Here is a 23185-nt window from a genome sequence, read left to right as displayed (position 1 = left end):
CCGTTTTTTTTGCCGCCTATGGCGGGCATACTAGGCCAGTCTCTATGCCTGGTGCCGCCCACCCCATGTTTCGCGCCCTGATCGTACTCGCCCTGTCTTGCCTGCTCAGTCCGGCTTTTGCCGATGAGCGCGCGCAAACCCAGCAGCAACTGGACGCTACGCGCCAGGACATTGCCGAGCTGAAAAAGATGCTTGGCAAGCTGCAGGAAGAAAAATCCGGCGTGCAGAAAGACCTGCGCTCAACCGAAACCGACATCGGCAAGCTGGAAAAGCAGGTGGAGGCCCTGCAACTCGAACTAAAAAAGACCGAAGGCGAACTGGAGCGCCTTGATACCGAGAAAAAAAAACTCCAGAGCGCCCGCATTGAACAGCAACGACTGATCGCCATCCAGGCCCGTTCGGCCTACCAGAATGGCCGCGAGGAGTACCTGAAGCTGCTGCTCAACCAGCAGAATCCGGAAAAATTCGCCCGCACCCTGACTTATTACGATTACCTGAGCCAGGCGCGCCTGACCCAGCTGCGTAATTTCAACGAGACCTTGCGCCAATTGGCCAACGTCGAAAAAGACATCAACCTGCAGCAGGCCCAGTTGCTGGCCCAGCAAGGCACCCTCGACAGCCAGCGCCAGGCGCTGGAAAAAGTCCGCACCGAGCGTAAAGAGGTGCTGGCCAAGCTCAACAACGACGTCAAGGCCCGCGACCAGAAGCTGCAGGCCCGTGAGCAGGACCAGGCCGACCTGAGCAAGGTGCTCAAGACCATCGAGGAAACCCTCGCCCGTCAAGCCCGCGAGGCCGAGGAAGCACGGCAAAAAGCCCTGCTCGCCGCCCAGGAAGCGGAAAAACAACGCCAGCGCGAAGCCCTCGCCGCCAACAGCAGCGACGCGCCGAAAAAGCCCAAGGCGCTTCCCGGCCCGCTGGTGTCCAGCAGCGGCGAAACCTTCGGCGGGGCTTTTTCTGCTGCACGGGGAAAACTTCCATGGCCCGTCAATGGTCGATTGCTGGCACGCTTTGGCGAAACCCGCGGCGATGACTCACGGGCCAAGTGGGACGGGGTAATGATCAGCGCCTCCCAAGGCAGCCAGGTGCGCGCCGTGCATGGCGGCCGGGTAGTGTTTGCCGACTGGTTGCGCGGCGCTGGACTTCTGGTCATTCTCGACCATGGTAATGGTTACCTGAGCCTGTACGGCCATAACCAGAGCCTGCTCAAGAGCGCCGGCGATGTGGTCAAGGCCGGTGAGGCCATCTCCACCGTCGGCAACAGCGGTGGCCAGGACAGCTCGGGGCTGTATTTCGCCATCCGCCAGCAGGGCCGCCCCAGTGACCCCGCACAATGGTGCCGTGCCCAGGGATAGGCAACACCCCTTATTTGACGGCGTAGCGCAACTTCGGGCTGCGCCGATGCTCTACGGAGCGCTACCAGGATCAGGAGTTCGTTCGACATGCTGCAATCGCCTCGCCTCACCTCGCTGGCCCTGACCATCGCCATGGTCCTCGGCGCGCCCCTGGCCCGCGCGGCCGAGCCGGCCAAGCCCGCCGCGATTCCAGCGACGACGGTCTCGGCACCCTCGGCCAAGGCACCGCTGCCGCTGGAAGAGCTGCGCACCTTCGCCGAGGTCATGGACCGCATCAAGGCTGCCTATGTCGAACCGGTAGACGACAAGACCCTGCTGGAAAACGCCATCAAGGGCATGCTTAGCAACCTTGATCCGCACTCGGCCTACCTCGGCCCGGAAGACTTCCTCGAACTGCAGGAGAGCACCAGCGGCGAGTTCGGCGGCCTGGGCATCGAAGTGGGCATGGAAGACGGCTTCATCAAGGTGGTCTCGCCGATCGACGAGACCCCGGCCTCGCGCGCCGGAATCGAAGCTGGCGACCTGATCGTCAAGATCAACGGCCAGCCGACCCGTGGCCAGACCATGACCGAAGCGGTCGACAAGATGCGCGGCAAGGTCGGCGAGAAAATTACCCTGACTTTGGTGCGCGACGGCGGCAACCCGTTCGATGTCACCCTTGCCCGCGCGGTCATCCAGGTCAAGAGCGTCAAGAGCCAGATGCTCGAAGACGGCTACGGCTACATCCGCATCACCCAGTTCCAGGTCAAGACCGGCGAAGAAGTCGGCAAGGCCCTGGCCAAGCTGCGCAAGGACAACGGCAAGAAGCTGCGCGGCCTGGTCCTGGACCTGCGCAACAACCCGGGCGGCGTGCTGCAATCGGCCGTGGAAGTGGCCGACCACTTCCTCACCAAGGGCCTGATCGTCTACACCAAGGGCCGCATCGCCAACTCCGAGCTACGCTTCTCCGCCGACCCGGCCGATGCCAGCGAAGGCGTGCCATTGGTGGTGCTGATCAACGGCGGCAGCGCCTCGGCCTCGGAAATTGTCGCCGGCGCCCTGCAAGACCAGAAACGCGGCGTGCTGATGGGCACCGACAGTTTCGGCAAGGGCTCGGTGCAAACCGTACTGCCGCTGAACAACGACCGCGCACTGAAGATCACTACCGCGCTGTACTTCACCCCCAACGGCCGCTCGATCCAGGCCCAGGGCATCGTCCCGGACATCGAGGTGCGCCGCGCCAAGATCACTGCCGAGCAGGACAGCGAGAACTTCAAGGAAGCCGACCTGCAAGGTCACCTGGGCAACGGCAACGGCGGCGCTGACCGTCCGTCGGGCAAGGCTGGCAGTGCCAAGCCGCGCCCACAGGACGATGATTACCAGCTGAGCCAGGCCCTGAGCTTGCTCAAGGGCCTGAGCATCACCCAGGGTAAATAAGGCCAGTTGATGCGGTACCTGCTGCTGGCCCTGTTGTACCTGATGAGCGGCGTCGCCCTGGCGGCGCCGGCTCAAACGGGCAAGGCCTACCTGACACTGATCATCGACGACCTGGGGCAGAACCCTGCGCGCGACTCACGCACCCTGGCCCTGCCCGGGCCGGTGACCCTGGCGATCATGCCCGATACCCCGCATGCCACCGACTTCGCCCGCCAGGCCCATCACGCCGGCAAGACGGTGATCCTGCACATGCCCATGGACCCGGCCACCGGCCCCTACGCCTGGCACCCCGGCACGCCGCTGCCAGAGCTGGAACGACGGCTGAACGCGGCGCTCGACAAAGTCCCCTATGCCGTCGGCATCAACAACCACATGGGCAGCCGCATGACCGCCGAGCCTGCGGCCATGGCCTGGTTGATGGGAGAATTGCAGCGCCGCGGCCTGTTCTTCGTCGACAGCCGCACCAGCGCCGCCACGGTAGCCGCCAAATCCGCGCAGGACATCAGCCTGGCCAGCGTCTCGCGGGATGTCTTTCTCGATGACGTGCGCACCACCGACGCCATTGCCGACCAGCTGCAACAAGGCATCGCCCTGGCGCGCAAGCAGGGCACGGCAGTGCTGATCGGCCATCCTTATCCACAGACCCTGGAAGTACTCGAGCGCGAACTGCCCAAGCTCAAGGCCCAGGGCATCGAATGGATCGAAATTGCGCAGATGATCGCCGAGCGCGGCAATCGGGCGATGCCGGCTCACGGCAAGCAGGGCCTTTACAGCCCTGCTCGTGCGGCCCAGTGAGCCTTCGTCAATCCCAGGGAAGGATTCGTTCGAGCTGACTGGCCTTCAGGTCTGCCCGATAGATCTCCAGGAACTGCTGGTTAGTCTTCGCCGCCTGCAACTGCGTCTCGCGTCCCCACGTGCGCTCGGCCCAGAGTTTCAGATGGCCTTTGCTGAACTGACGCCGGTTGGCGGCCTGGGAGCTGTAGTGCAGATGCACTTCCCATAAACCGCTGTCCCGCACAGGCCCTTGCGCCTTGCGCACCTCATAGACATCCAGGTAATCGTCAGCTGCCAGCCTCTTGCGCTCAACGGTCCTTGCGATGGTGATCTGCCCTTCAGCGTGAAGGTAGGCAAGACTTTCACCCGTCGGTCGACTGCTGGCCAGATGCAGCGTCACCAGCAGAGTGCGCTTGCGCTCATTCAAGTGGCTGCTGCTCTGCTCCACAGTTGTTCGCAATGCACTGTCATTGGCTGCGGCGTCTGTGCCTTCAAGCATTTTGGCTACGCGCTGCAGTTTCTCGACATGACGTTCGATGACAAAAGACAAGCTATGTGGTTCGTTCGAGGCGATGTAGCGCTTTGCCAGGGCGATTACACCGGCAACCTCGTTGTTCAGGCGCGAAGCCTGGGTACGCGCCTGCGCCCGCTCACTGGCGGTCACGGGCGCGGACTCAACCGGGAGCGTGGCCGGCATCACTTCGACCCAGACGTCACCCTGCTGGTGGTAGGTGCCAAGCACCTTTTTGCTCACGGGGTCACGCTGCTCGACCACTGGCTCGCCGAGCAGTTGCGTCTCTTCGCCGACCAGTGTTTTGCCTCCTCGCAAATGAACCACTCGACGCATGCCGGTCCGTGGCTTGTACGGCAAGCGCTTGAACGGTAGCGGGGTCTTCCATTGCTGCTCCCGAACGGCCGCCTCCAGCTCAAGCTCCGCCGTCGCTTTAACCAGCCGCACCTGCTCCTTGTAATAATTGAGTGCCTGCTTGTTTACCGCCACACCACCGAAGCGTTCAAGATAGTCGACCATGGTCAAGGCATTGGCATACTCACTCTGCACGCTTTGCAGACCGCTGATGGTTTCTTCGGGGGTAAAGTTGCCGCTGATCAATTCATCCAGGGTACTGCCAGCACCGCTGACGGACTTGCCAATCAGGTAATCACTGGTGGAAACAAGGGTCTGCTCATCGGCGCCCGACAGTCGCTCAAGCGAGAGTTCGGCAAGATCTGCGATCTGGCCGATTCTCAGTTGCAGGGTTGTCACTGAGCGCTGGCCAACAATACTGTGGACCTGCTCCTGCTTGCCGTCATAGGCAATCGTGCCGTCGGTCAATGTATCAATCAGCAGCACGTCGAGTTTTTCCATGACCTCGAGTAGACGCAACTGCAATCGCACCACCGCCGTATGCCGGACTCTGTAGGCGTTGTAAGTCGCTATCTGCTCCGGGGTTGCCGGCAAGGTTACAACCTGGTTGCGAAGTGCAGTTACCTCATCGAACCTGGCCAGCAGTAGCAACTCATCATGGAGCAATACATAGTTCCTGAGGATCTGCCTACGCACCGTGCCCCGTCGCTGTTTCATCGGCCTTGCCGTGGCTTCGGGCATGAATTTGGCGAACTTCGGCGTGAGCAGCTCTTTCATGCTGACCTCCACCTCCAGGTCAATATTGATTGACTGTTCCAACGTGTCGATCAGCGCCCTGCGTGTCGTGTCCAGCAGGCTCTTCTTATCAGCAATCTTCATACTTGTACTGTCGACCAATGCGCCCAGGCCTACAGCGCCATCGCCTTGATCAATACGCGCCTGCAAGCTATCGCGCAGGTTCAGCAACTTCTGCAACGCACCCGAATGCTCCGCCATCGATGCCCACTGCGGTGTCAGTTGGGCAGCCAGCGCATTGTTTTTCAGGTCCAGTTCACCGATCTCGGACTGCAGCTTGCGGAGCGCTTCCTGGTTGACGTCCTGTTGCCCCGCCACTCGCCGCTTGGGGCCCCCTCCTCTGAGCCGCAGCCTCAGGTCAAACTGCCATGAATTATTGTCCAGGGTCAGCCAGGGGCCAGGCTGGCTTTGCTCGTCGACTACCTGCACCCCCTGGGCGTCCGCCCTGACGGCATAAACATGACCTTCGATCAACGCGTAGTATCGTTCCCCAAGCAGGTAAAGCCCCCGGTACGGCCCTTGGCTCAACGGCGAATGATTCTCCAGTGAAGTCGCTGAGCGGTAACTGGAGAGCGGTCGAGGATAATCCATCGAGCTCGACTTGAGCCCCCGTGGCCCATACCAGGAAAAGTCCAGCTCCATGTCCGCTTTCACCCTCAGGGCAGTGCGCGGAAAGGTTTTGCCCTGGACAGCAGTTACCCGGGGCACGGACGGCATGACCCGGCGCCCCGGACCAAAGACCGCGATCTCACGTTTGTCTGTGGCAACTGGCGGTTCGACCTTCGGCAGGCTGGCGTGAAACAGCACCATGACCAGGTTGAGCAGCAGATCGACCACTGCCGTTGATTTTTCGAACTCATTGCCATTTTTCAATGCACCTGCATCAGCATGCACCGTCAGCGCGCCCTGAACGAGCCAGGCAACCACAGCCACTGGACCCCGTAAAAACGGCGTCGCCACGCTGAACAGCAGGTTGAACAACAAGCCTGCCCCCTGGAGCAGCATCGCCCAACGGTCTTCGGCATTGGAGATCGTCTCGCGCTCGGCCAGCTCCACCAGCATCTGCGTATTGGCCATGTACAAGTTGGTGTCCGCCCCCGGTTGCCAGCCCTGCAAGTCCAGCTGTGCCGGCTGAACGGGCTCCAGCTCCAGTTGAGTATCGAGAACAGGCCGACGCAGATGCGGCTCCTGGAAACCGCCATTGGCATACACCCGCTGAGCGTCGCTGCTCATCCAGGTCAAAATGCTTTGCTGCAGATCCTCGTCTGCGAGGATCTGTTCAAGCAGCGCCTGCTGGCTGGCAAACTCCTGGAAAGGTTTTTCAGCGCTCATTGGCCGGTAGAGCACGACTTTTCCCGCAGCGTGCGCCGAGATAAACACAAAGGTGTTGGTCACTCGATCGGCTTCGCTGGCAGCCTCCTCACGCTTGAACGCCAAAGGCGCCAACAGGCTTTGACCCTCACCGCTGTCCGCTCGAAAGAACGCGACAACACGCTGGTAACCGGTTTCAGACAGCGCTCCATCGATTTTGGCCTTGAGCGCAAGGAGCGGCAACTGGCTTGCCTGCTCCATGGCAAACAGGCTAATCCGCTCAACGTTCTGCTCCGTATCCTGAAGCCTTTTGCTCAGGTACTGGGGATAGGTGCGACCGATATCTGCACGCTGCACCAGCGCTTTCAGGTAATCGGTAGTCAACCAGGACCACAGCTGCTGGTCGGTTTTGTGCGTGATTTTTTCCAACCTGGCGCCCTTGGCCGAGCCCAGGTTGCCAATGGCAAATTCAGTCAGGGACAACCGCTTGATCTCAACGCTCCCTGACGATGTACCCGCAACCCCACGCGCCAACCAGAACTCCAGCACCAGGTCGTCGGCATCATAATTGGCCTCAGTCAGATGGTCAGCGCGCATCAGTTCAAGCAGGGACTTGCGCGTAAAGGCGCGTAGATCAAGGATGCCGTCAAGGGAGGATTTGCCGTTGGAGCTGGCTTGCGCGACCAGCAGATCCAGCACCCGCGCACGGTACTCCAGTCGATCAGCCAGGGAAGCTTGACGCAACCATTGCGGCAGTTCGGATTCGCCCTGCCGTAACTGCAAGAGCCGGTAAGGATGTGCGCTGAAGAAAGACGCTGGATCGGTCAAGGCAGCGTACCCCTGCTCCAGCTCGACTACGGTGCTGAAATGCTGCCCGTTCACAGGCTCCAGACCTTCAAGAAGCAAGTTCAGGAGCACTGCCCCCTGCATCGCGAACATGTCGGTTGTGATGGGGTATCGATCCCAACCGAATGAATCAAGCTGATACTCAAGGGCCAGCCCATCACTCAGGTTCTGGGCCATGCTGTCCAGCGAGTCAAAGGCATCGATACGCCCACTGGGCTTGCACAACAGAACGATGTTGCGATTGCCCAATGTCCGCGTCACCAACAGGTCCGGCAGCAACTGCTGGTAACGGGCCTCGGCGCTAGCCACCGTGACATCCAGCAAAAAAACTTCAGGCACCCCGCTGGGATTGTGCCACTTGGTGCTGTTACTCGCTGCCAACAGCGCATAGATGCAGTTGCGCTGCTCATCATCCAGGCCTTGTGCTTCAACCCCGCTGGCCAGAGCGGCCTTGAGCATGTGCCCCACCTCCTGCAGAGGCGTGCTACCCGAACGGCTTCGCGCCTGCCAGAAGTCGACCTGGGCGCGTTGAAGAAACGGCTCGACATTGGCCAGCAGCTCATTGAGCGCGTCAGTGACCAGGGTCAGATCAGGAAGTCTGTCCAGACCACCGGCCGGGTCGCGGTCATAAATGGGTCGGGGCGTAGGGGTAAAACTCAGGAAACAATTGGTCAGCTCAACCCCGGTGAAATTGAAGGTTGATTGCGAGATGAGCTTTTCGAGAAAGACTTCGGCCAGTGACATTATCGTCAATGTGTCGAGATCTTCAGGCTCTCGCGTACAGAGATAAACCTCTCTTGACTCGCGCAGTTGCGGGTAGTTTTTGTCGATTTCGGGGTATTGCTTGGCCAGCCGCTGCACCAATTGCTGATGCACTACAGCGCGCAGCGTTGGCCGGGAAGCAAACGCCAGGCCGACGGCTTGCTCAAAGGAGTCCAAGGCGATGTTCATTGTCGTTGTCTCTGGGTAAGGGACCCGTGACGATAACGACACCTATCGCATTGCCTGCGTTAACTATTGCTCAGGACTTTTACAGGTAACGAGCGAACACCTGCTCGACAAAGCCGTCGCGGCCCATCTGCTCAAGGGCCTGCTGCAGTTTGTTCACCACCTCGTCCGGCACTTCGCGGTTGAGCGCCAGGTACAGCTCGGCACCGTGAAAACGCAGCACCGTCTTGAGCTTGCTCACACCTACCTGACGCGCCAGGTAGCGACCAGCCGGATCGCCACTGGCCCACAGGTCGATTTCGCCGTTCAGCAGTTTTTTCGCGTTGTCGCGGTCGCGCAGCACCAGTACCGGGTTAAGGCCTTGCGCGGCCAGGTACTCGGCGATCGCATCGCCCTTGTAGGCCCCGATGCGGTAGCGCTTGGCCTCCTGGAGGGTGCTGACGGCAATCGGGCTGCCTTCGGGGGCCAGCAAAATCCAGTCATCCGGCCCCAACGGCCCGACCCACTTGAACAGCTTTTCCCGCTCCGGCTGGCGGGCCATGACGAACACGCCGTAGCCGGGGGTTTGCAGGGCCTGCTCGTAGATGCGCTGCCAGGGGAAGCGCAGGGTCATGCTGTAGGGCACCCCGGCGCGCTTGAACATCTCGCGCACCAGGTCCGCGGCAATGCCGTTGATGCCATCGTCACGGGCGAAGCTCTTGCCGTTGATGGCCATGTTGTAGGGCGGGAAGTTTTCGGTGAGCAGCACCACAGGATCACTGGCGCGGGCGAGAGGGCTGAACGACAGGCAACTGCACAACAACAGGACAAGACGCTTGAACATGATGGCACCGGGCTCCTTGGCAACGCCAAGAGTGCCGGGGCCTGCTGCGCCTGTCCAGTCTGCACCGGTATCACAACAAAAAGGGCCCTGTTCCTGCGAACAGAGCCCTTGCGGTGCATCAGCCGTTGTCAGCTATAGACACGCCCCAGCAACTGGCGGTGGCTTTCGAACTGATCGAGCACATCACGGGTGATCTGCTCCGGGGTGAAGCCCATCAGGTCGTACTCCTGGCTGCCATTGTGCAGGTACACCTCGGCGCGGTAGAAGCGCTGACGCACTTCCGTCTCGCCTTCCACCGGTGCCTCGCTCGGCGCGGCCAGGTAGCCGTCCAGGCTCACTTCATAAACGAACGGATTGCCTTCTTCCATGTCGATGCGCAGGCCCATGGCCGAGCGCGACTGGCCGACCCGGGTCTGCACCTGGAAGCCCAGGGTCTGCAACTGCGCAGCCGCTTCCTTGAGCGCCGGGCTGACGCGCTTGTCCATGAAGCGCTGAACGATGGCCTGGGTTGGCTGCAGGTCCAGCTGGCTCAGGCGCTCGCTGAAACCGCGACGACCACGGGCAGCCAGTTCGGCCTGCTCCTGCTCGACCTGGCTGTCCTGCTTCATGGCCTTGTACAGGCCGAACATGAACAGCACCAGCACCACCGAGAACGGCAGCCCCGCCAGTACCACCATGGTCTGCATGGCCTGGAAGTTACCGGCCAGAAGCAAACCGATGGTGACCACGGTAATGATCGCCGACCAGAGGATACGCAGCCAGTTCGGTGCATCTTCGTCGACATGGCCGCCTTTGCAGGAAAGGTTGGCCATCATCACCGCGCCGGAGTCGGCCGGGGTCAGGAACAGTACGAAGCCAACGAAAATCGCGACACCGACCACGATCTTGGCGAACGGATAGTGCTCGAGCAACTGGTAGATCGACATCGCCGGCTGTTCCAGCGCTGTTCGCCCAAGCTCCACCGCGCCCTGGTTCATGACCAGGTCCAGCGCCGAGTTGCCGAAGATCGACAGCCAGGCCAGGGTGAAGCCCAGCGGGATCAGCAGTACGCCGGCGACCAGCTCGCGCACGGTACGACCGCGCGAAATGCGGGCAATGAACATACCGACGAACGGGCCCCAGGAAATCCACCAGGCCCAATAGAACACGGTCCACAGGCCCAGCCAGCGCTCGGACTTGTCACTGTCGCCTTCATAGACGTACAGGTCGAAGGTTTTCAGCACCACGCCGTTGAGGTAGTCGCCGATGTTCTGCACGAAGCTGTTGAGCAAGTGCAGGGTCGGACCGTTGAGCAGGACGAACAGCAGCAGGCCGCTGAACAGGATGATGTTGAGGTTGGACAGGCGGCGGATGCCGTTCTCCACACCCGACACGGCGGCGATGGTCGCCACGGTGCTCATCACCAGGATCACGATCAGCAGGTTGGTGTCGCTGTGCTGCATGCCGAACAGGTACTCAAGACCCGAGGACACCTGCATCGAACCGATACCCAGGTTGGTCACCAGGCCCAGCAGGGTCACGAACATGCCGAAGATATCGACAGTGTGGCCTGCGGCGCCCTTGACCCAACGCTCGCCGACCAGCGGGTACAGCGCCGAGCGCAGGGCCAGCGGCTGGTTGTGGCGGTAAGCGAAGTAGGCAACGGACAGGCCGACCAGGGCATAGATCGCCCAGCCATGCAGGCCCCAGTGCAGGAAGGTCAGCTGCAGGCCTTCACGGGCCGATTGCAGGCTGGCCGGTGCGCCTTCAGGCGGGTTGAAGTAGTGATCCAGCGGCTCGGACGCGCCGAAGTACAGCAGCGAGATACCGATACCGGAGGAGAACAGCATCCCGGCCCAGGCACCGTAGCTAAAGTCCGGCTTGTCATCCTTGCCGCCAAGCTTGAGCTTGCCGAAGTTGGAGAAGGCCAGAACGATGACGAACAGCAGGTAGCCGCCAATCACCAGCATGTAGTACCAGCCGAAGCTGCGCGACAACCAGGCCTGAGCCTCGTTCAGCACGCGGCCGGCGGTTTCGGGAACTGCGATCAGCAAGGCAGTCAACAACAGGATCAGCAACGTCGAGGTGAAGAACACCACGCTGTTGACCCGGACCCTCTCGGCAGGGGTCTTGATTAGGGAGGCAGAACTCATTGCACATATGCTCCGGGCAGTGCGAGAGAAACACGAAACAATCGTTACCCGAGCAAATGGTGCAATAGCCCCACAGCTGCAGGTGTTATAAAAGCACCTTGAAAAAACCGTGATCCCGAATCGATTGCGTTGAAAAAAACAGGCCGAAAACCCCGTCCCGAGGGTTGGCCGCGCGGTGCTATACCGCTCGGCAGATCTGTTCAACGCGCCGTTTACACCCGTCAACACCTTGTATTCCGGGGGTTCCACGTCTTTTTGGGGTGCCAATTTGTGCAAACCGCAGGTAGGAAAAACCTGTCAATTGCACAGATTGTCGCAGAGCTTATTCTTTGTTGATTGAACGTTCAATCAAAACAAAATAGACTGGCCTTCGCCGAGGCAGCCGCTCGTCGACTGCTCGCAGGCCTGAGGAGATTTGCAAGATGCCCAAGGTCGGTATGCAACCCATCCGCCGTCAGCAGTTGATCGAAGCCACGTTGCTGGCCATCGACCAGGTCGGCATGGGTGACGCCAGCATTGCGCTGATCGCCCGTTTGGCCGGTGTGTCGAATGGCATCATCAGTCACTACTTTCAGGACAAGAACGGCCTGATCGCAGCGACCATGCGGTACTTGATGAGCGTGCTGAACGAGAACGTCGTCGCCAACCGGCAGGCGCTCAAGGACAACAGCCCGCGCGCCCACCTGCAGGTGATCATCGAAGGCAACTTCGACGCCAGCCAGGTCAACGGCCCGGCAATGAAAACCTGGTTGGCCTTCTGGGCTTCCAGCATGCACCAGCCGTCTTTGCACAGGTTGCAGCGGATCAACGATCACCGCTTGTATTCCAACCTGTGCTGCCAGTTCCGCCGCGCCCTGCCGTTGCCAGAAGCACGCAGCGCGGCCCGCGGGCTGGCAGCCTTGATCGACGGTCTGTGGCTGCGCGGTGCGCTGTCCGGAGACGCTTTCGACACCGACCAGGCGAAACAAATCGCTTACGAATACATGGATTTACAACTGGCGAAACAGACGAGCCCGGACACGCAAAACCAGGCCTCTGAACCACCGCGCGTCGCGATTGCCAAACAAGCAGGAGCGCTGCACGGATAGCCAAACACACATATGCACTTGCGAGGACACTATGGCCCGTTTCGAACTGCAAAAACTCTACATTGATGGTGGTTATGTCGACGCTTCCAGCGACGCTACCTTCGACGCCATCAACCCGGCCAACGGCGAAGTCCTCGCCCAGGTGCAACGCGCTACCGAAGCCGATGTCGAGCGCGCGGTAGAAAGCGCCGAACGTGGCCAGAAAGTCTGGGCAGCGATGACCGCCATGCAGCGTTCGCGCATCCTGCGCCGCGCCGTCGACATCCTGCGCGAGCGCAACGATGAACTGGCCGCCCTGGAAACCCTGGACACCGGCAAGTCGTACTCCGAAACCCGCTACGTCGACATCGTCACCGGCGCCGACGTGCTGGAATACTACGCAGGCCTGGTACCGGCCATCGAAGGCGAGCAGATCCCGCTGCGCGACAGCTCGTTCGTCTACACCCGCCGCGAGCCGCTGGGCGTGACCGTCGGTATCGGCGCCTGGAACTACCCGATCCAGATCGCCCTGTGGAAATCCGCACCAGCCCTGGCGGCCGGTAACGCGATGATCTTCAAGCCGAGCGAAGTCACCTCGCTGACCACCCTGAAACTGGCCGAGATCTACACCGAAGCCGGCCTGCCGGACGGCGTGTTCAACGTCCTGACCGGCAGCGGCCGCGAAGTCGGCACCTGGCTGACCGAGCACCCGCGCATCGAGAAAATCTCCTTCACCGGCGGCACCACCACCGGCAAGAAAGTCATGGCCAGCGCTTCGAGCTCGACGCTCAAGGAAGTCACCATGGAACTGGGCGGCAAGTCGCCGCTGATCATCTGCGACGACGCCGATCTGGATCGCGCCGCCGACATCGCCATGATGGCCAACTTCTACAGCTCGGGCCAGGTCTGCACCAACGGCACCCGCGTGTTCGTTCCTGCCTCGATGAAAGCGGCTTTCGAAGCCAAGATCGCCGAGCGCGTTGCGCGCATCCGCGTTGGCAACCCTGAAGACGAAAACACCAACTTCGGCCCGCTGGTCAGCTTCGCCCACATGGAAAGCGTGCTGGGCTACATCGCCAAGGGCAAGGAAGAAGGCGCACGCGTTCTGTGCGGCGGCCAGCGTCTGACCGAAGGCGAATTCGCCAAGGGCGCATTCGTGGCACCGACCGTGTTCACCGACTGCCGCGATGACATGACCATCGTCAAGGAAGAAATCTTCGGCCCAGTAATGAGCATCCTCTCCTACGAGACCGAAGAAGAAGTCATCCGCCGTGCCAACGACACCGAATACGGCCTGGCCGCGGGCGTCTGCACCAACGACATCAGCCGCGCCCACCGCATCATCCACCAGCTGGAAGCCGGTATCTGCTGGATCAACGCCTGGGGCGAGTCGCCAGCCGAAATGCCGGTTGGCGGTTACAAGCAATCCGGTGTTGGCCGCGAAAACGGCGTGAGCTCGCTGGCTCAGTACACTCGTATTAAATCGGTGCAGGTGGAACTGGGTGCGTACAACTCGGTTTTCTGAGGTGACACGTAGCCAGATGCTCTGAAGCCTCAAGCTTCGAGCTGCAAGCTGCAAGTAAAAGCCGGTGCGCGTTATGCCAACCGGCACTTGCAGCGCCCACTAAATCGCGAGCCTTGCACGACCGCTGTTTCTTGCGGCTTGTAGCTTGAGGCTTGCAGCTGCTTTCGGAGAAAGCCATGGAATATGACTACATCATCGTCGGTGCCGGCTCTGCCGGTAACACCCTGGCGACCCGCCTGACCGAAGACGAAGGCGTTACCGTCCTGCTGCTCGAGGCCGGTGGCCCAGACTACCGCATGGACTTTCGCACCCAGATGCCAGCCGCGCTGGCGTTCCCGCTGCAGGGCCGTCGCTACAACTGGGCCTACGAGACCGACCCGGAGCCGCACATGGACGGCCGCCGGATGGAATGCGGTCGCGGCAAGGGCCTGGGTGGCTCGTCGCTGATCAACGGCATGTGCTACATCCGCGGCAACGCCATGGACTTCGACGGTTGGGCAAAACTGCCAGGCCTGGAAGACTGGAGCTACCTGGACTGCCTGCCGTATTTCCGCAAGGCAGAAACCCGCGACATCGGCGCCAACGATTATCACGGTGGCGAAGGCCCGGTCAGCGTCACCACGCCTAAAGCCGGCAACAACCCGCTGTTCCACGCCATGGTCGAAGCCGGCGTACAAGCCGGTTACCCGCGCACCGAAGACCTCAACGGCTACCAGCAGGAAGGTTTCGGCCCAATGGACCGTACCGTCACGCCTAAAGGCCGTCGCTCCAGCACCGCCCGCGGCTACCTGGACACTGCCAAAAAGCGTTCGACCCTGACCATCGTCACCCACGCCCTGAGCGATCGCGTGCTGTTCGACGGCAAGCGCGCTGTTGGCGTGAGCTACCTGGTCGGCGCCAGCGAAGAGCGCGTCGAAGCCCGTGCGCGCAAGGAAGTGATCGTCTGCTCCGGCGCCATCGCTTCGCCGCAACTGCTGCAGCGCTCCGGCGTTGGCCCGCGTGCTCTGCTCGAAAGCCTCAACGTGCCTGTGGTTCACGACCTGCCGGGCGTGGGCGAAAACCTGCAGGACCACCTTGAGCTGTACCTGCAGTACGCCTGCACTCAGCCGGTATCGCTGTACCCGTCGCTGCTCTGGTACAACCAGCCGGCCATCGGTGCCGAGTGGCTGTTCAAGGGCACCGGTATCGGCGCCAGCAACCAGTTCGAAGCGGGCGGTTTCATCCGTACGCGCGAAGAGTTCGAATGGCCGAACATCCAGTACCACTTCCTGCCGGTAGCGATCAACTACAACGGCAGCAACGGCGTACAGGAACACGGCTTCCAGGCCCACATGGGGTCGATGCGCTCGCCTAGCCGCGGCCGTATCCAGCTGAAGTCGAAAGACCCGCGCCAGCACCCGAGCATCCTCTTCAACTACATGGCCACCGAGCAGGACTGGCAGGAATTCCGTGACGGCATCCGCCTGACTCGCGAAATCATGGCCCAGCCTGCACTGGACGCCTACCGTGGCCGCGAAATCAGCCCGGGCGCCGACGTGCAGACTGACGAAGAACTGGACAAGTTCATCCGCGAGCACGCCGAAACCGCGTTCCACCCGTCCTGCTCGTGCAAGATGGGCGACGACGACATGGCCGTGGTCGACGGCCAGGGCCGCGTGCATGGCATGCAGGGCCTGCGTGTGGTCGATGCCTCGATCATGCCGATCATTATCACTGGCAACCTCAATGCCACCACGATCATGATCGCCGAGAAAATCGCCGACAAGATCCGCAACCGCCAGCCGCTGCCACGCAGCACCGCCAAGTACTACGTCGCCAACTGCGCGCCGGTCAAAGGCAAGGCGATGCGTGAGGTCAAGCAGGCCTAAGCTTTTTTCGCCGGGCAAGCCCGCTCCTACCTGTGGGAGCGGGCTTGCCCCGCGATGAGGCCCGCAAGAAGCAACACAATAAGGCACTCCAAGGAGTGCTTTTTTTGTCCCCGCGATTAACCCTTTACACCCCGCCAACCCCTCAGGTTAGAATCCTTGGCACGCGACCTGCTTGATATTCAAAGCAAACCGCCCCTCCTTCCTGCTTTTCCCCGGAGTACTGCCTTTGGATGCGTCCACCATCAATAGCCTGTTCTTGATCGGCGCATTGCTGGTAGGTGCAAGTATTCTGGTCAGCTCACTGTCATCGCGCCTGGGCATCCCGATCCTGGTCATCATCCTTGCGGTCGGCATGATTGCCGGGGTCGACGGTGGCGGCATCATCTTCAACAATTACCCGACCGCCTACCTGGTGGGCAACCTGGCGCTGGCGGTGATCCTCCTCGACGGCGGCCTGCGCACGCGGGTGGCGAGTTTCCGCGTGGCCCTGTGGCCGGCGCTGTCACTGGCCACAGTCGGCGTGCTGATCACCACCGGCCTGACCGGCATGGTCGCCGCCTGGCTGTTCGACCTGAGCCTGATCCAGGGCCTGCTGATCGGCGCCATCGTCGGCTCCACCGACGCCGCAGCGGTATTCTCGCTGCTCGGCGGCAAAGGCCTGAACGAGCGGGTGACGGCAACCCTGGAGATTGAATCGGGCAGCAACGACCCGATGGCGGTGTTCCTCACCGTGACCCTGATCGAGATGATCGCCAGTGGCCAGACCGGCCTGCACTGGAGCCTGCTCACCCACCTGCTGCGCGAGTTCGGCATCGGCGGCCTGCTGGGCCTGGGTGGCGGCTGGCTGCTGCTGCAACTGGTCAACCGCATCAACCTCGCCGGCGGCCTCTATCCGATCCTGGTAGTGGCTGGCGGTCTGGTGGTGTTCTCGCTGACCAACGCCCTGCACGGCAGCGGCTTTCTCGCCGTGTACCTGTGCGGCCTGGTGCTCGGCAACCGGCCGATCCGTAGCCGCCATGGCATCTTGCACATGCTCGACGGCATGGCCTGGCTCGCGCAGATCGGCATGTTCCTGGTCCTCGGCCTGCTGGTCACACCGCACGACCTGCTGCCCATCGCCCTGCCGGCACTGGGCCTGGCGCTGTGGATGATCATCTTCGCCCGGCCACTGTCGGTAATCGCCGCCCTGCTGCCGTTCAAGGCTTTCCATGGCCGCGAAAAAGCTTTTATTTCCTGGGTCGGCCTGCGCGGCGCGGTACCGATCATTCTCGCGGTGTTCCCGCTGATGGCCGGGCTGCCCGATGCGCAGCTGTTCTTCAACCTGGCGTTCTTCATCGTGTTGGTCTCGCTGCTGGTGCAAGGCACCAGCCTGCCGTGGGTGGCCAAGCTGCTGAAAGTGACAGTACCGCCAGACCCGGCGCCGATCTCCCGCTCGGCCCTGGAAGTGCACATCACCAGCGAGTGGGAGCTGTTCGTCTATCGCCTGGGCGCCGAAAAATGGTGCATCGGCGCCGCCCTGCGCGAGCTGAAAATGCCCGAAGGCACCCGCATCGCCGCACTGTTTCGCGGCCAGCAACTGCTCCATCCGTCGGGAAGTACCACCCTGGAAGTCGACGACCTGCTCTGCGTGATCGGCCACGAACACAACCTGCCGGCCCTCGGCAAGCTGTTCAGCCAGGCACCGCAGCGAGGCCTGGACCTGCGCTTCTTTGGTGACTTCGTGCTCGAAGGGGACGCAGAACTGGGGGCTGTAGCGGCGTTGTACGGTTTGCAGCTCGACGGTCAGGACCCGCACATGCCACTCAGCCGCTTCATCGCGCAGAAGGTTGGCGGCGCGCCGGTGGTCGGCGACCAGATCGAATGGAACAGCACCTTGTGGACGGTTGCAGTGATGGAAGGGAACAAGATCCTCAAAGTGGGCGTCAAATTCCCCGAAGGTACTCGACCCGGCCCAGGGTTGTTCCTTTAAACTCCGTTCTTCGCCTCTGCCTGTACGAATTTTCTGCCTATGTCCCTGCGCACGTTTTTAAGCGCAGCCCTGATCGGGCTGTGCCTGTCCTTCTCCCCGGTGTGGGCGGCGGAACCGCCGACCACGGCAGCGATCCAGAAAAGCCTGGACAAGATCGCCGAACGCAAGCTGCCCGAGGCTGAACAGAAAGCCCTGCAGCAGGTGCTCGAAAAGACCCTGGCCTTCCTCGGCAACAAAGAGGACAGCGAGAAGAGGCTCACTGCGCTCAAGCACCAGCTCAACGACGCGCCGCGCCAAACCAGCGAAAACCAGCGCGAGCTGGCCAAGCTCAAGGACAGCAAGGTGATCCCGGTCACCCAGCGCTACGCTGCCTCCAGCGTGCCGCAGCTGGAGCAATTGCTGGCCGAGCGCACCACCGAGCAGGGCGAACTGCAAAAAGCGCTGTCCGAGGCCAACAGCCTGACCATCACCGCGCAGACCCGCCCCGAACGGGCCCAGGCAGAAATCAGCGCCAACCAGACCCGCACCCAGCAGATCAACACCAGCCTGAAGATCGGCAAGGACGGCGGCAAGCCGCTCAGCGCCGACCAGCGCAACCAGCTCAACGCCGAACTCGCCGCGCTCAACGCCCTGACCCTGCTGCGCCGCCAGGAACTGGCCGGCAACAGCCTGCTGCAAGACTTGGGCAACAGTCAGCATGACCTGCTGATCGAGCGCGCCGCGCGCCTGGAACAGGAGATCCAGGACCTGCAGACGCTGATCAACCAGAAGCGCCTGGCCCAGTCCCAGCAAACCGTCACCGAACAGTCGATCGAAGCGCAGAAGGCCGGCGGCAGCACCCTGCTGGCCACCGAAAGCGCCGCCAACCTCAAGCTCTCCGACTACCTGCTGCGCAGCACCGACAGCCTCAACGACCTGACCCAGCAGAACCTCAAGACCAAGCAGCAACTGGACAGCCTGACCCAGAGCGACCAGGCCCTCGACGAGCAGATCAGCGTGCTCAAGGGCAGCCTGCTGCTGTCGAAGATCCTCTACAAGCAGAAGCAGGCGCTGCCGCACCTGAAGCTCGACCGCGACCTGGCCGACCAGATCGCCGACATCCGCCTGTATCAGTTCGAGATCAACCAGCAGCGCGAGCAGATCAGCAGCCCGAGCAGCTATGTCGACAAGCTGCTCACCGCGCAACCGCCCGAGACCGTCACCCCGCAACTGCGCAAGGCCTTGCTGGAAGTGGCGATCACTCGCAGCGACCTGCTCGAACGCCTGAACCGTGAACTGAGCGCGCTGCTCAACGAATCGATCACCTTGCAGTTGAACCAAAAGCAACTGTTCAGCACCGCACAAAACCTGCGTGCAACCCTTGATGAGCAGATGTTCTGGATTCCCAGCAACAAGCCACTGGACCTGGAATGGCTGCGCAGCGTGCCCGAGCGCCTGCAAAAACAGGTTGTCAGCCTGCCTTGGGGTTCAGGCCTGCGCGAGCTGACCGACGGCCTGGCCCAGCGCCCGTTGCTGTTCCTGCCCTTGCTGTTGCTGATCGGCACCCTGCTGTGGCGGCGCAAATACCTGTATGCGCGCCTGACCAAGGTTCACCAGGATGTCGGCCACTTCAAGCGTGACAGCCAGTGGCACACGCCCCAGGCGATCCTGATCAACATCCTCCTGGCCATGCCCCTGAGCCTGGGCCTGGCCCTGTGCGGCTATGCCCTGCAGGTCGACGCCCGCGGGCAGAACGCCAACCTCGCCTCGGCGCTGTTCCAGGTGGCCCAGGCCTGGCTGGTGTTCTACACCGCCTACCGGATACTCGCCCCGGGCGGCGTGGCCGAACTGCACTTTCGCTGGGAAAAGCCCCAGGTCGAATTCCTCCGTGGCTGGATCCGCCGCCTCGGCACCGTGGTCCTGGCCCTGGTCGGGGTGGTGGCGGTGGCCGAACATCAACCCTCGGCGCTGGCTGAAGACGTGCTCGGCATCGGCGTGGTGCTGACCTGCTATGCGCTGATGGCCTGGTTGCTTAGCCGCCTGCTGCTGAGCAGCCCCACCCACCGCAACACCTCGCTGTTTCGCAAGGCCGTGGGCGTGGCCTTTACCGCGTTGCCGGTGGCGCTGTTCATCGCCGTGTGCTTTGGCTATTACTACACCGCGCTCAAGCTCACAGACCGCCTGATCGATACCCTGTACCTACTGATGTTCTGGCTGGTGATCGAAGCCGCCTTCGTCCGCGGCCTGGCCGTGGCTGCCCGGCGCCTGGCCTACCAGCGGGCGCTGAGCAAGCGCCAGGCGGCCAAGGAAGGCCTGGATGGCGAAGTGCTGGTCGAAGAGCCGACCCTGGACATCGAACAGGTCAACCAGCAGTCGCTGCGCCTGATTCGCCTGGCCCTGCTCGGCGGCTTCATCGCCGCCCTCTACTGGGTCTGGTCGGACCTGATCAGCGTGTTTGCCTACCTCGACAACATCACCCTGTACGAGTACACCAGCGGCACCGGCGCATCCATGAGCATGGTGCCGATCAGCCTGCGTGACCTGCTGGGTGCACTGGTGATCATCGGCATCACCATTGCCCTGGCCGGCAACCTGCCGGGCCTGCTCGAAGTACTGGTGCTGTCACGCCTGAACCTGGCCCAGGGCAGTGCCTACGCCACCACCACGTTGCTGTCCTACGTGATTGCCGGGGTCGGCTTTGTTTCCACCCTGTCAGCCCTGGGCGTCAGCTGGGACAAACTGCAATGGCTGGTGGCGGCACTGTCGGTGGGCCTGGGCTTCGGCATGCAGGAGATCTTCGCCAACTTCATCTCCGGGATCATGATCCTGTTCGAGCGCCCGGTGCGCATCGGCGACACCATCACCATCGGCAACCTCTCGGGCACGGTGAGCAAGATCCGCATCCGCGCCACCACCATCACCGACTTCGACCGCAAGGACATCATTGTCCCGAACAAGACCTTCATCACCGGGCAACTGATCAACTGGTCGCTGACCGACACCATCACCCGGGTAACCCTCAAGCTCGGCGTCGACTACGGCTCGGATCTGGACCTGGTGCGCACCCTGCTGCTCAAGGCCGCCAACGACAACCCGCGGGTACTCAAGGAACCGGCGCCGATCGTCTACTTCCTGAACTTCGGCGAAAGCACCCTGGACCACGAGCTGCGCATGCACGTGCGCGACCTGGGCGACCGCAATCCGGTGCTCGACGAGATCAACCGCTACATCAACAAAGAGTTCAAGAAGCAACACATCAACATCTCCTTCCGGCAGATGGAGATCTACCTGAAGAACATGCAGGGCCAGGAATACAAGATGGTCCCGGTGGAGAACCTCGACAAGACCGTGCTACCAAACGCCAGCGATGGCGAGAAGCCCGGCGACGAGGCCAGCGGCAAACCGGCCTGACTGGACGCCAGCGGCCATACCCTTGCAGAATACTCAGGTTTTCTCCAGGAGATGGCCGTTGAAAGCCCTCGACGAACTGACTTTCGATAACCGTTTCGCCCGCCTGGGCGATGCCTTCTCTACTTCGGTGCTGCCCGAGCCGATTGCCGAACCGCGCCTGGTGGTCGCCAGCGAGGCAGCCATGGCGCTGCTCGACCTTGAGCCCACCGAGGCCCATTCGCCGGTATTTGCCGAACTGTTCAGCGGCCACAAGCTGTGGGCCGAGGCCGAACCGCGGGCGATGGTCTATTCCGGGCATCAGTTCGGCTCCTACAACCCGCGCCTTGGCGATGGCCGCGGGCTGTTGCTGGGCGAGGTGCGCAACGACGCCGGCCAGTCCTGGGACCTGCACCTCAAGGGCGCCGGGCAGACGCCTTACTCGCGCATGGGCGATGGCCGCGCCGTGCTGCGCTCGTCGATCCGCGAGTTCCTTGCCAGCGAGGCCCTGCCGGCCCTGGGCATCGCCAGCAGCCGCGCGCTGTGCGTGATCGGCTCGAGCACGCCGGTATGGCGCGAAACCCAGGAGCGCGCCGCCATGCTGCTGCGCCTGGCGCCGAGCCATATCCGCTTCGGGCATTTCGAGTACTTCTACTACACCCGCCAGCCCGAGCAGCAGCGCATCCTCGCCGAGCACGTGCTCAACAGCCACTTTGCCGAGTGCAAGGACGAACCCGAGCCGTACCTGGCGATGTTCCGCACCATCGTCGAGCGCAATGCCGAGCTGATTGCCCGCTGGCAGGCCTATGGTTTTTGCCACGGGGTGATGAACACCGACAACATGTCGATTCTGGGCATCACCTTCGACTTCGGCCCCTACGCCTTCCTCGACGACTTCGACGCCAATTTCATCTGCAACCACTCCGATGACCAGGGCCGCTACAGCTACAGCAACCAGGTACCCATCGCCCACTGGAACCTCAGCGCCCTGGCCCAGGCCCTGACGCCGTTTATCAGCGTCGAAGCGCTTAAGGAAACCCTCGGGCTGTTCCTGCCGTTGTACGAGGCCCATTACCTGGACCTGATGCGCCGGCGCCTGGGCCTAACCCAGGCAGAAGACGACGACAAGCTGCTGATCGAGCGCCTGCTGCAACTGATGCAGCCCGGCGCGGTGGACTACACCCTGTTCTTCCGCCATCTCGGCGACCAGCCTGCCGAGCAGGCCCTGCAGGTGGTGCGCGACGACTTCATCGATCTGGCCGGTTTTGACCTGTGGTCAGCCGATTACCTGGCACGCCTGCAGCGCGAACCCGGCAACGCCGAGGGCCGGCGCGAGCGCATGCATGCGGTCAACCCGCTGTATATCCTGCGCAACTACCTGGCCCAGCGCGCCATCGAGGCGGCCGAGGGGGGGGACTACGAGGAAGTACGCCGCCTGCACCAGGTGCTGAGCAAACCGTTCGACGAGCAGCCGGGCATGCAGGCCTACGCCCAGCGGCCGCCGGAATGGGGCAAGCACCTGGAGATCAGTTGCTCGTCGTGAGGCTTACGCCTCAGCTGTCGAGCCACCAGTTGAGCAGGGTTTCATCCTCATCATCGTCCAGGTTGCGATAGATATTGGCGTAGTACCACTCGACACCGGTGCATTGGCGAAAGCGGTCGAACACTTCACGGATGGCTGCAAAACCGTTACGCGAGGGGATGGCAAGAGTCAGGTTGCCCTTGTAGCGACCATCCAGAGTACCACCGAGCAGCGTCTGCACTTCGTCTTGCAGCGTGTCGACAGCCTCCTGGGGCAGGTCGTCGGCATAAATATGAATGCAGAAGTTGCCACCGCGCTGCAGCACTTCGGCACGCTGGTTCGGGTGGTTGATGCGGATGGTATCGCCACGAGCCAGGTCGAGTGCCAACCCTGGTGACGACAGCAGCTCAAAGGTATTGGCATCGATCTGACGGACCGGCACGCTCTCGAAAGCTGGTTCGCCATTGGATCGGAAATCGACAAAAATGCGGATATGCGCTGAATGCTGGCAATCCATCGGGCACTCCATGGCCGGTGTACAAGGCGCACATGCTAAACCATTGAACATAAAGGCGCGGGCTTGAACCGCGGACGACCGTAAACCGG

General features: G+C 62.0%; 13 protein-coding genes. 9 read left to right on the top strand and 4 right to left on the bottom strand.

Annotation, left to right across the window (positions count from 1 at the left end; genetic code table 11):
- Positions 1–65: 65 nt before the first annotated feature.
- The 3 genes from LOY54_RS01630 (at position 66) to LOY54_RS01620 (ending at position 3563) form a co-directional block, all read left to right on the top strand.
- Positions 66–1352: a murein hydrolase activator EnvC gene (locus tag LOY54_RS01630; RefSeq protein ID WP_258608968.1), complete on the top strand. Its 1287-nt coding sequence runs from the start codon at positions 66–68 to the stop codon at positions 1350–1352.
- A gap of 87 nt (positions 1353–1439) precedes the next feature.
- Positions 1440–2768 carry a S41 family peptidase gene (locus LOY54_RS01625; RefSeq protein WP_045193911.1) on the top strand — a complete coding sequence of 443 codons (1329 nt, stop codon included), beginning with the start codon at positions 1440–1442 and terminating at the stop codon, positions 2766–2768.
- Between the two features lie 9 nt (positions 2769–2777).
- Complete coding sequence (locus LOY54_RS01620; RefSeq protein WP_258608966.1) at positions 2778–3563, top strand: divergent polysaccharide deacetylase family protein; 786 nt, start codon at positions 2778–2780, stop codon at positions 3561–3563.
- A 7-nt stretch (positions 3564–3570) separates the two neighbouring features.
- Here LOY54_RS01620 and LOY54_RS01615 read toward each other — a convergent pair whose 3' ends face one another.
- From LOY54_RS01615 to betT, 3 genes are all read right to left on the bottom strand, one after another.
- Entirely contained in the window at positions 3571–8310 is a 4740-nt protein-coding gene (locus LOY54_RS01615) for a dermonecrotic toxin domain-containing protein (protein ID WP_258608963.1), read from the bottom strand.
- Positions 8311–8389: 79 nt separating this feature from the next.
- Complete coding sequence (locus LOY54_RS01610; protein ID WP_258608961.1) at positions 8390–9130, bottom strand: ABC transporter substrate-binding protein; 741 nt, start codon at positions 9128–9130, stop codon at positions 8390–8392.
- A gap of 128 nt (positions 9131–9258) precedes the next feature.
- A complete protein-coding gene (gene betT / locus LOY54_RS01605) occupies positions 9259–11262 on the bottom strand; it encodes a choline BCCT transporter BetT (RefSeq protein ID WP_045193915.1) in 2004 nt (667 codons plus the stop codon).
- A gap of 422 nt (positions 11263–11684) precedes the next feature.
- Between betT and betI the strand changes: the two genes are divergently transcribed.
- The 6 genes from betI (at position 11685) to selO (ending at position 22600) form a co-directional block, all read left to right on the top strand.
- Complete coding sequence (gene betI, locus LOY54_RS01600; RefSeq protein ID WP_093377074.1) at positions 11685–12350, top strand: transcriptional regulator BetI; 666 nt, start codon at positions 11685–11687, stop codon at positions 12348–12350.
- 31 nt (positions 12351–12381) lie between these two features.
- Positions 12382–13854 (top strand): betaine-aldehyde dehydrogenase, encoded by a 1473-nt coding sequence (gene betB, locus LOY54_RS01595; protein ID WP_045193917.1) that lies wholly within the window; start codon positions 12382–12384, stop codon positions 13852–13854.
- A 176-nt stretch (positions 13855–14030) separates the two neighbouring features.
- The gene (gene betA / locus LOY54_RS01590; protein WP_258608960.1) at positions 14031–15722 is read left to right on the top strand and encodes a choline dehydrogenase; all 1692 of its coding nucleotides are present in this window, start codon (positions 14031–14033) and stop codon (positions 15720–15722) included.
- Between the two features lie 226 nt (positions 15723–15948).
- The gene (locus LOY54_RS01585) at positions 15949–17691 is read left to right on the top strand and encodes a potassium/proton antiporter (protein ID WP_258608958.1); all 1743 of its coding nucleotides are present in this window, start codon (positions 15949–15951) and stop codon (positions 17689–17691) included.
- Between the two features lie 39 nt (positions 17692–17730).
- Complete coding sequence (mscK, locus tag LOY54_RS01580; protein ID WP_258608956.1) at positions 17731–21081, top strand: mechanosensitive channel MscK; 3351 nt, start codon at positions 17731–17733, stop codon at positions 21079–21081.
- 58 nt (positions 21082–21139) lie between these two features.
- Positions 21140–22600, top strand: coding sequence for a protein adenylyltransferase SelO (gene selO / locus LOY54_RS01575; RefSeq protein WP_093377083.1), 1461 nt, complete (start codon positions 21140–21142; stop codon positions 22598–22600).
- A 10-nt stretch (positions 22601–22610) separates the two neighbouring features.
- Here the strand turns inward: selO and LOY54_RS01570 are convergent, their stop codons facing one another.
- Positions 22611–23096 carry a DUF4265 domain-containing protein gene (locus LOY54_RS01570; RefSeq protein WP_258608952.1) on the bottom strand — a complete coding sequence of 162 codons (486 nt, stop codon included), beginning with the start codon at positions 23094–23096 and terminating at the stop codon, positions 22611–22613.
- Between the last annotated feature and the right edge of the window lie 89 nt (positions 23097–23185).

The organism is Pseudomonas sp. B21-032 (assembly GCF_024748965.1).
In the GTDB taxonomy this organism is placed as follows: domain Bacteria; phylum Pseudomonadota; class Gammaproteobacteria; order Pseudomonadales; family Pseudomonadaceae; genus Aquipseudomonas.
This window is presented reverse-complemented; position numbering and strand designations above follow the sequence as displayed.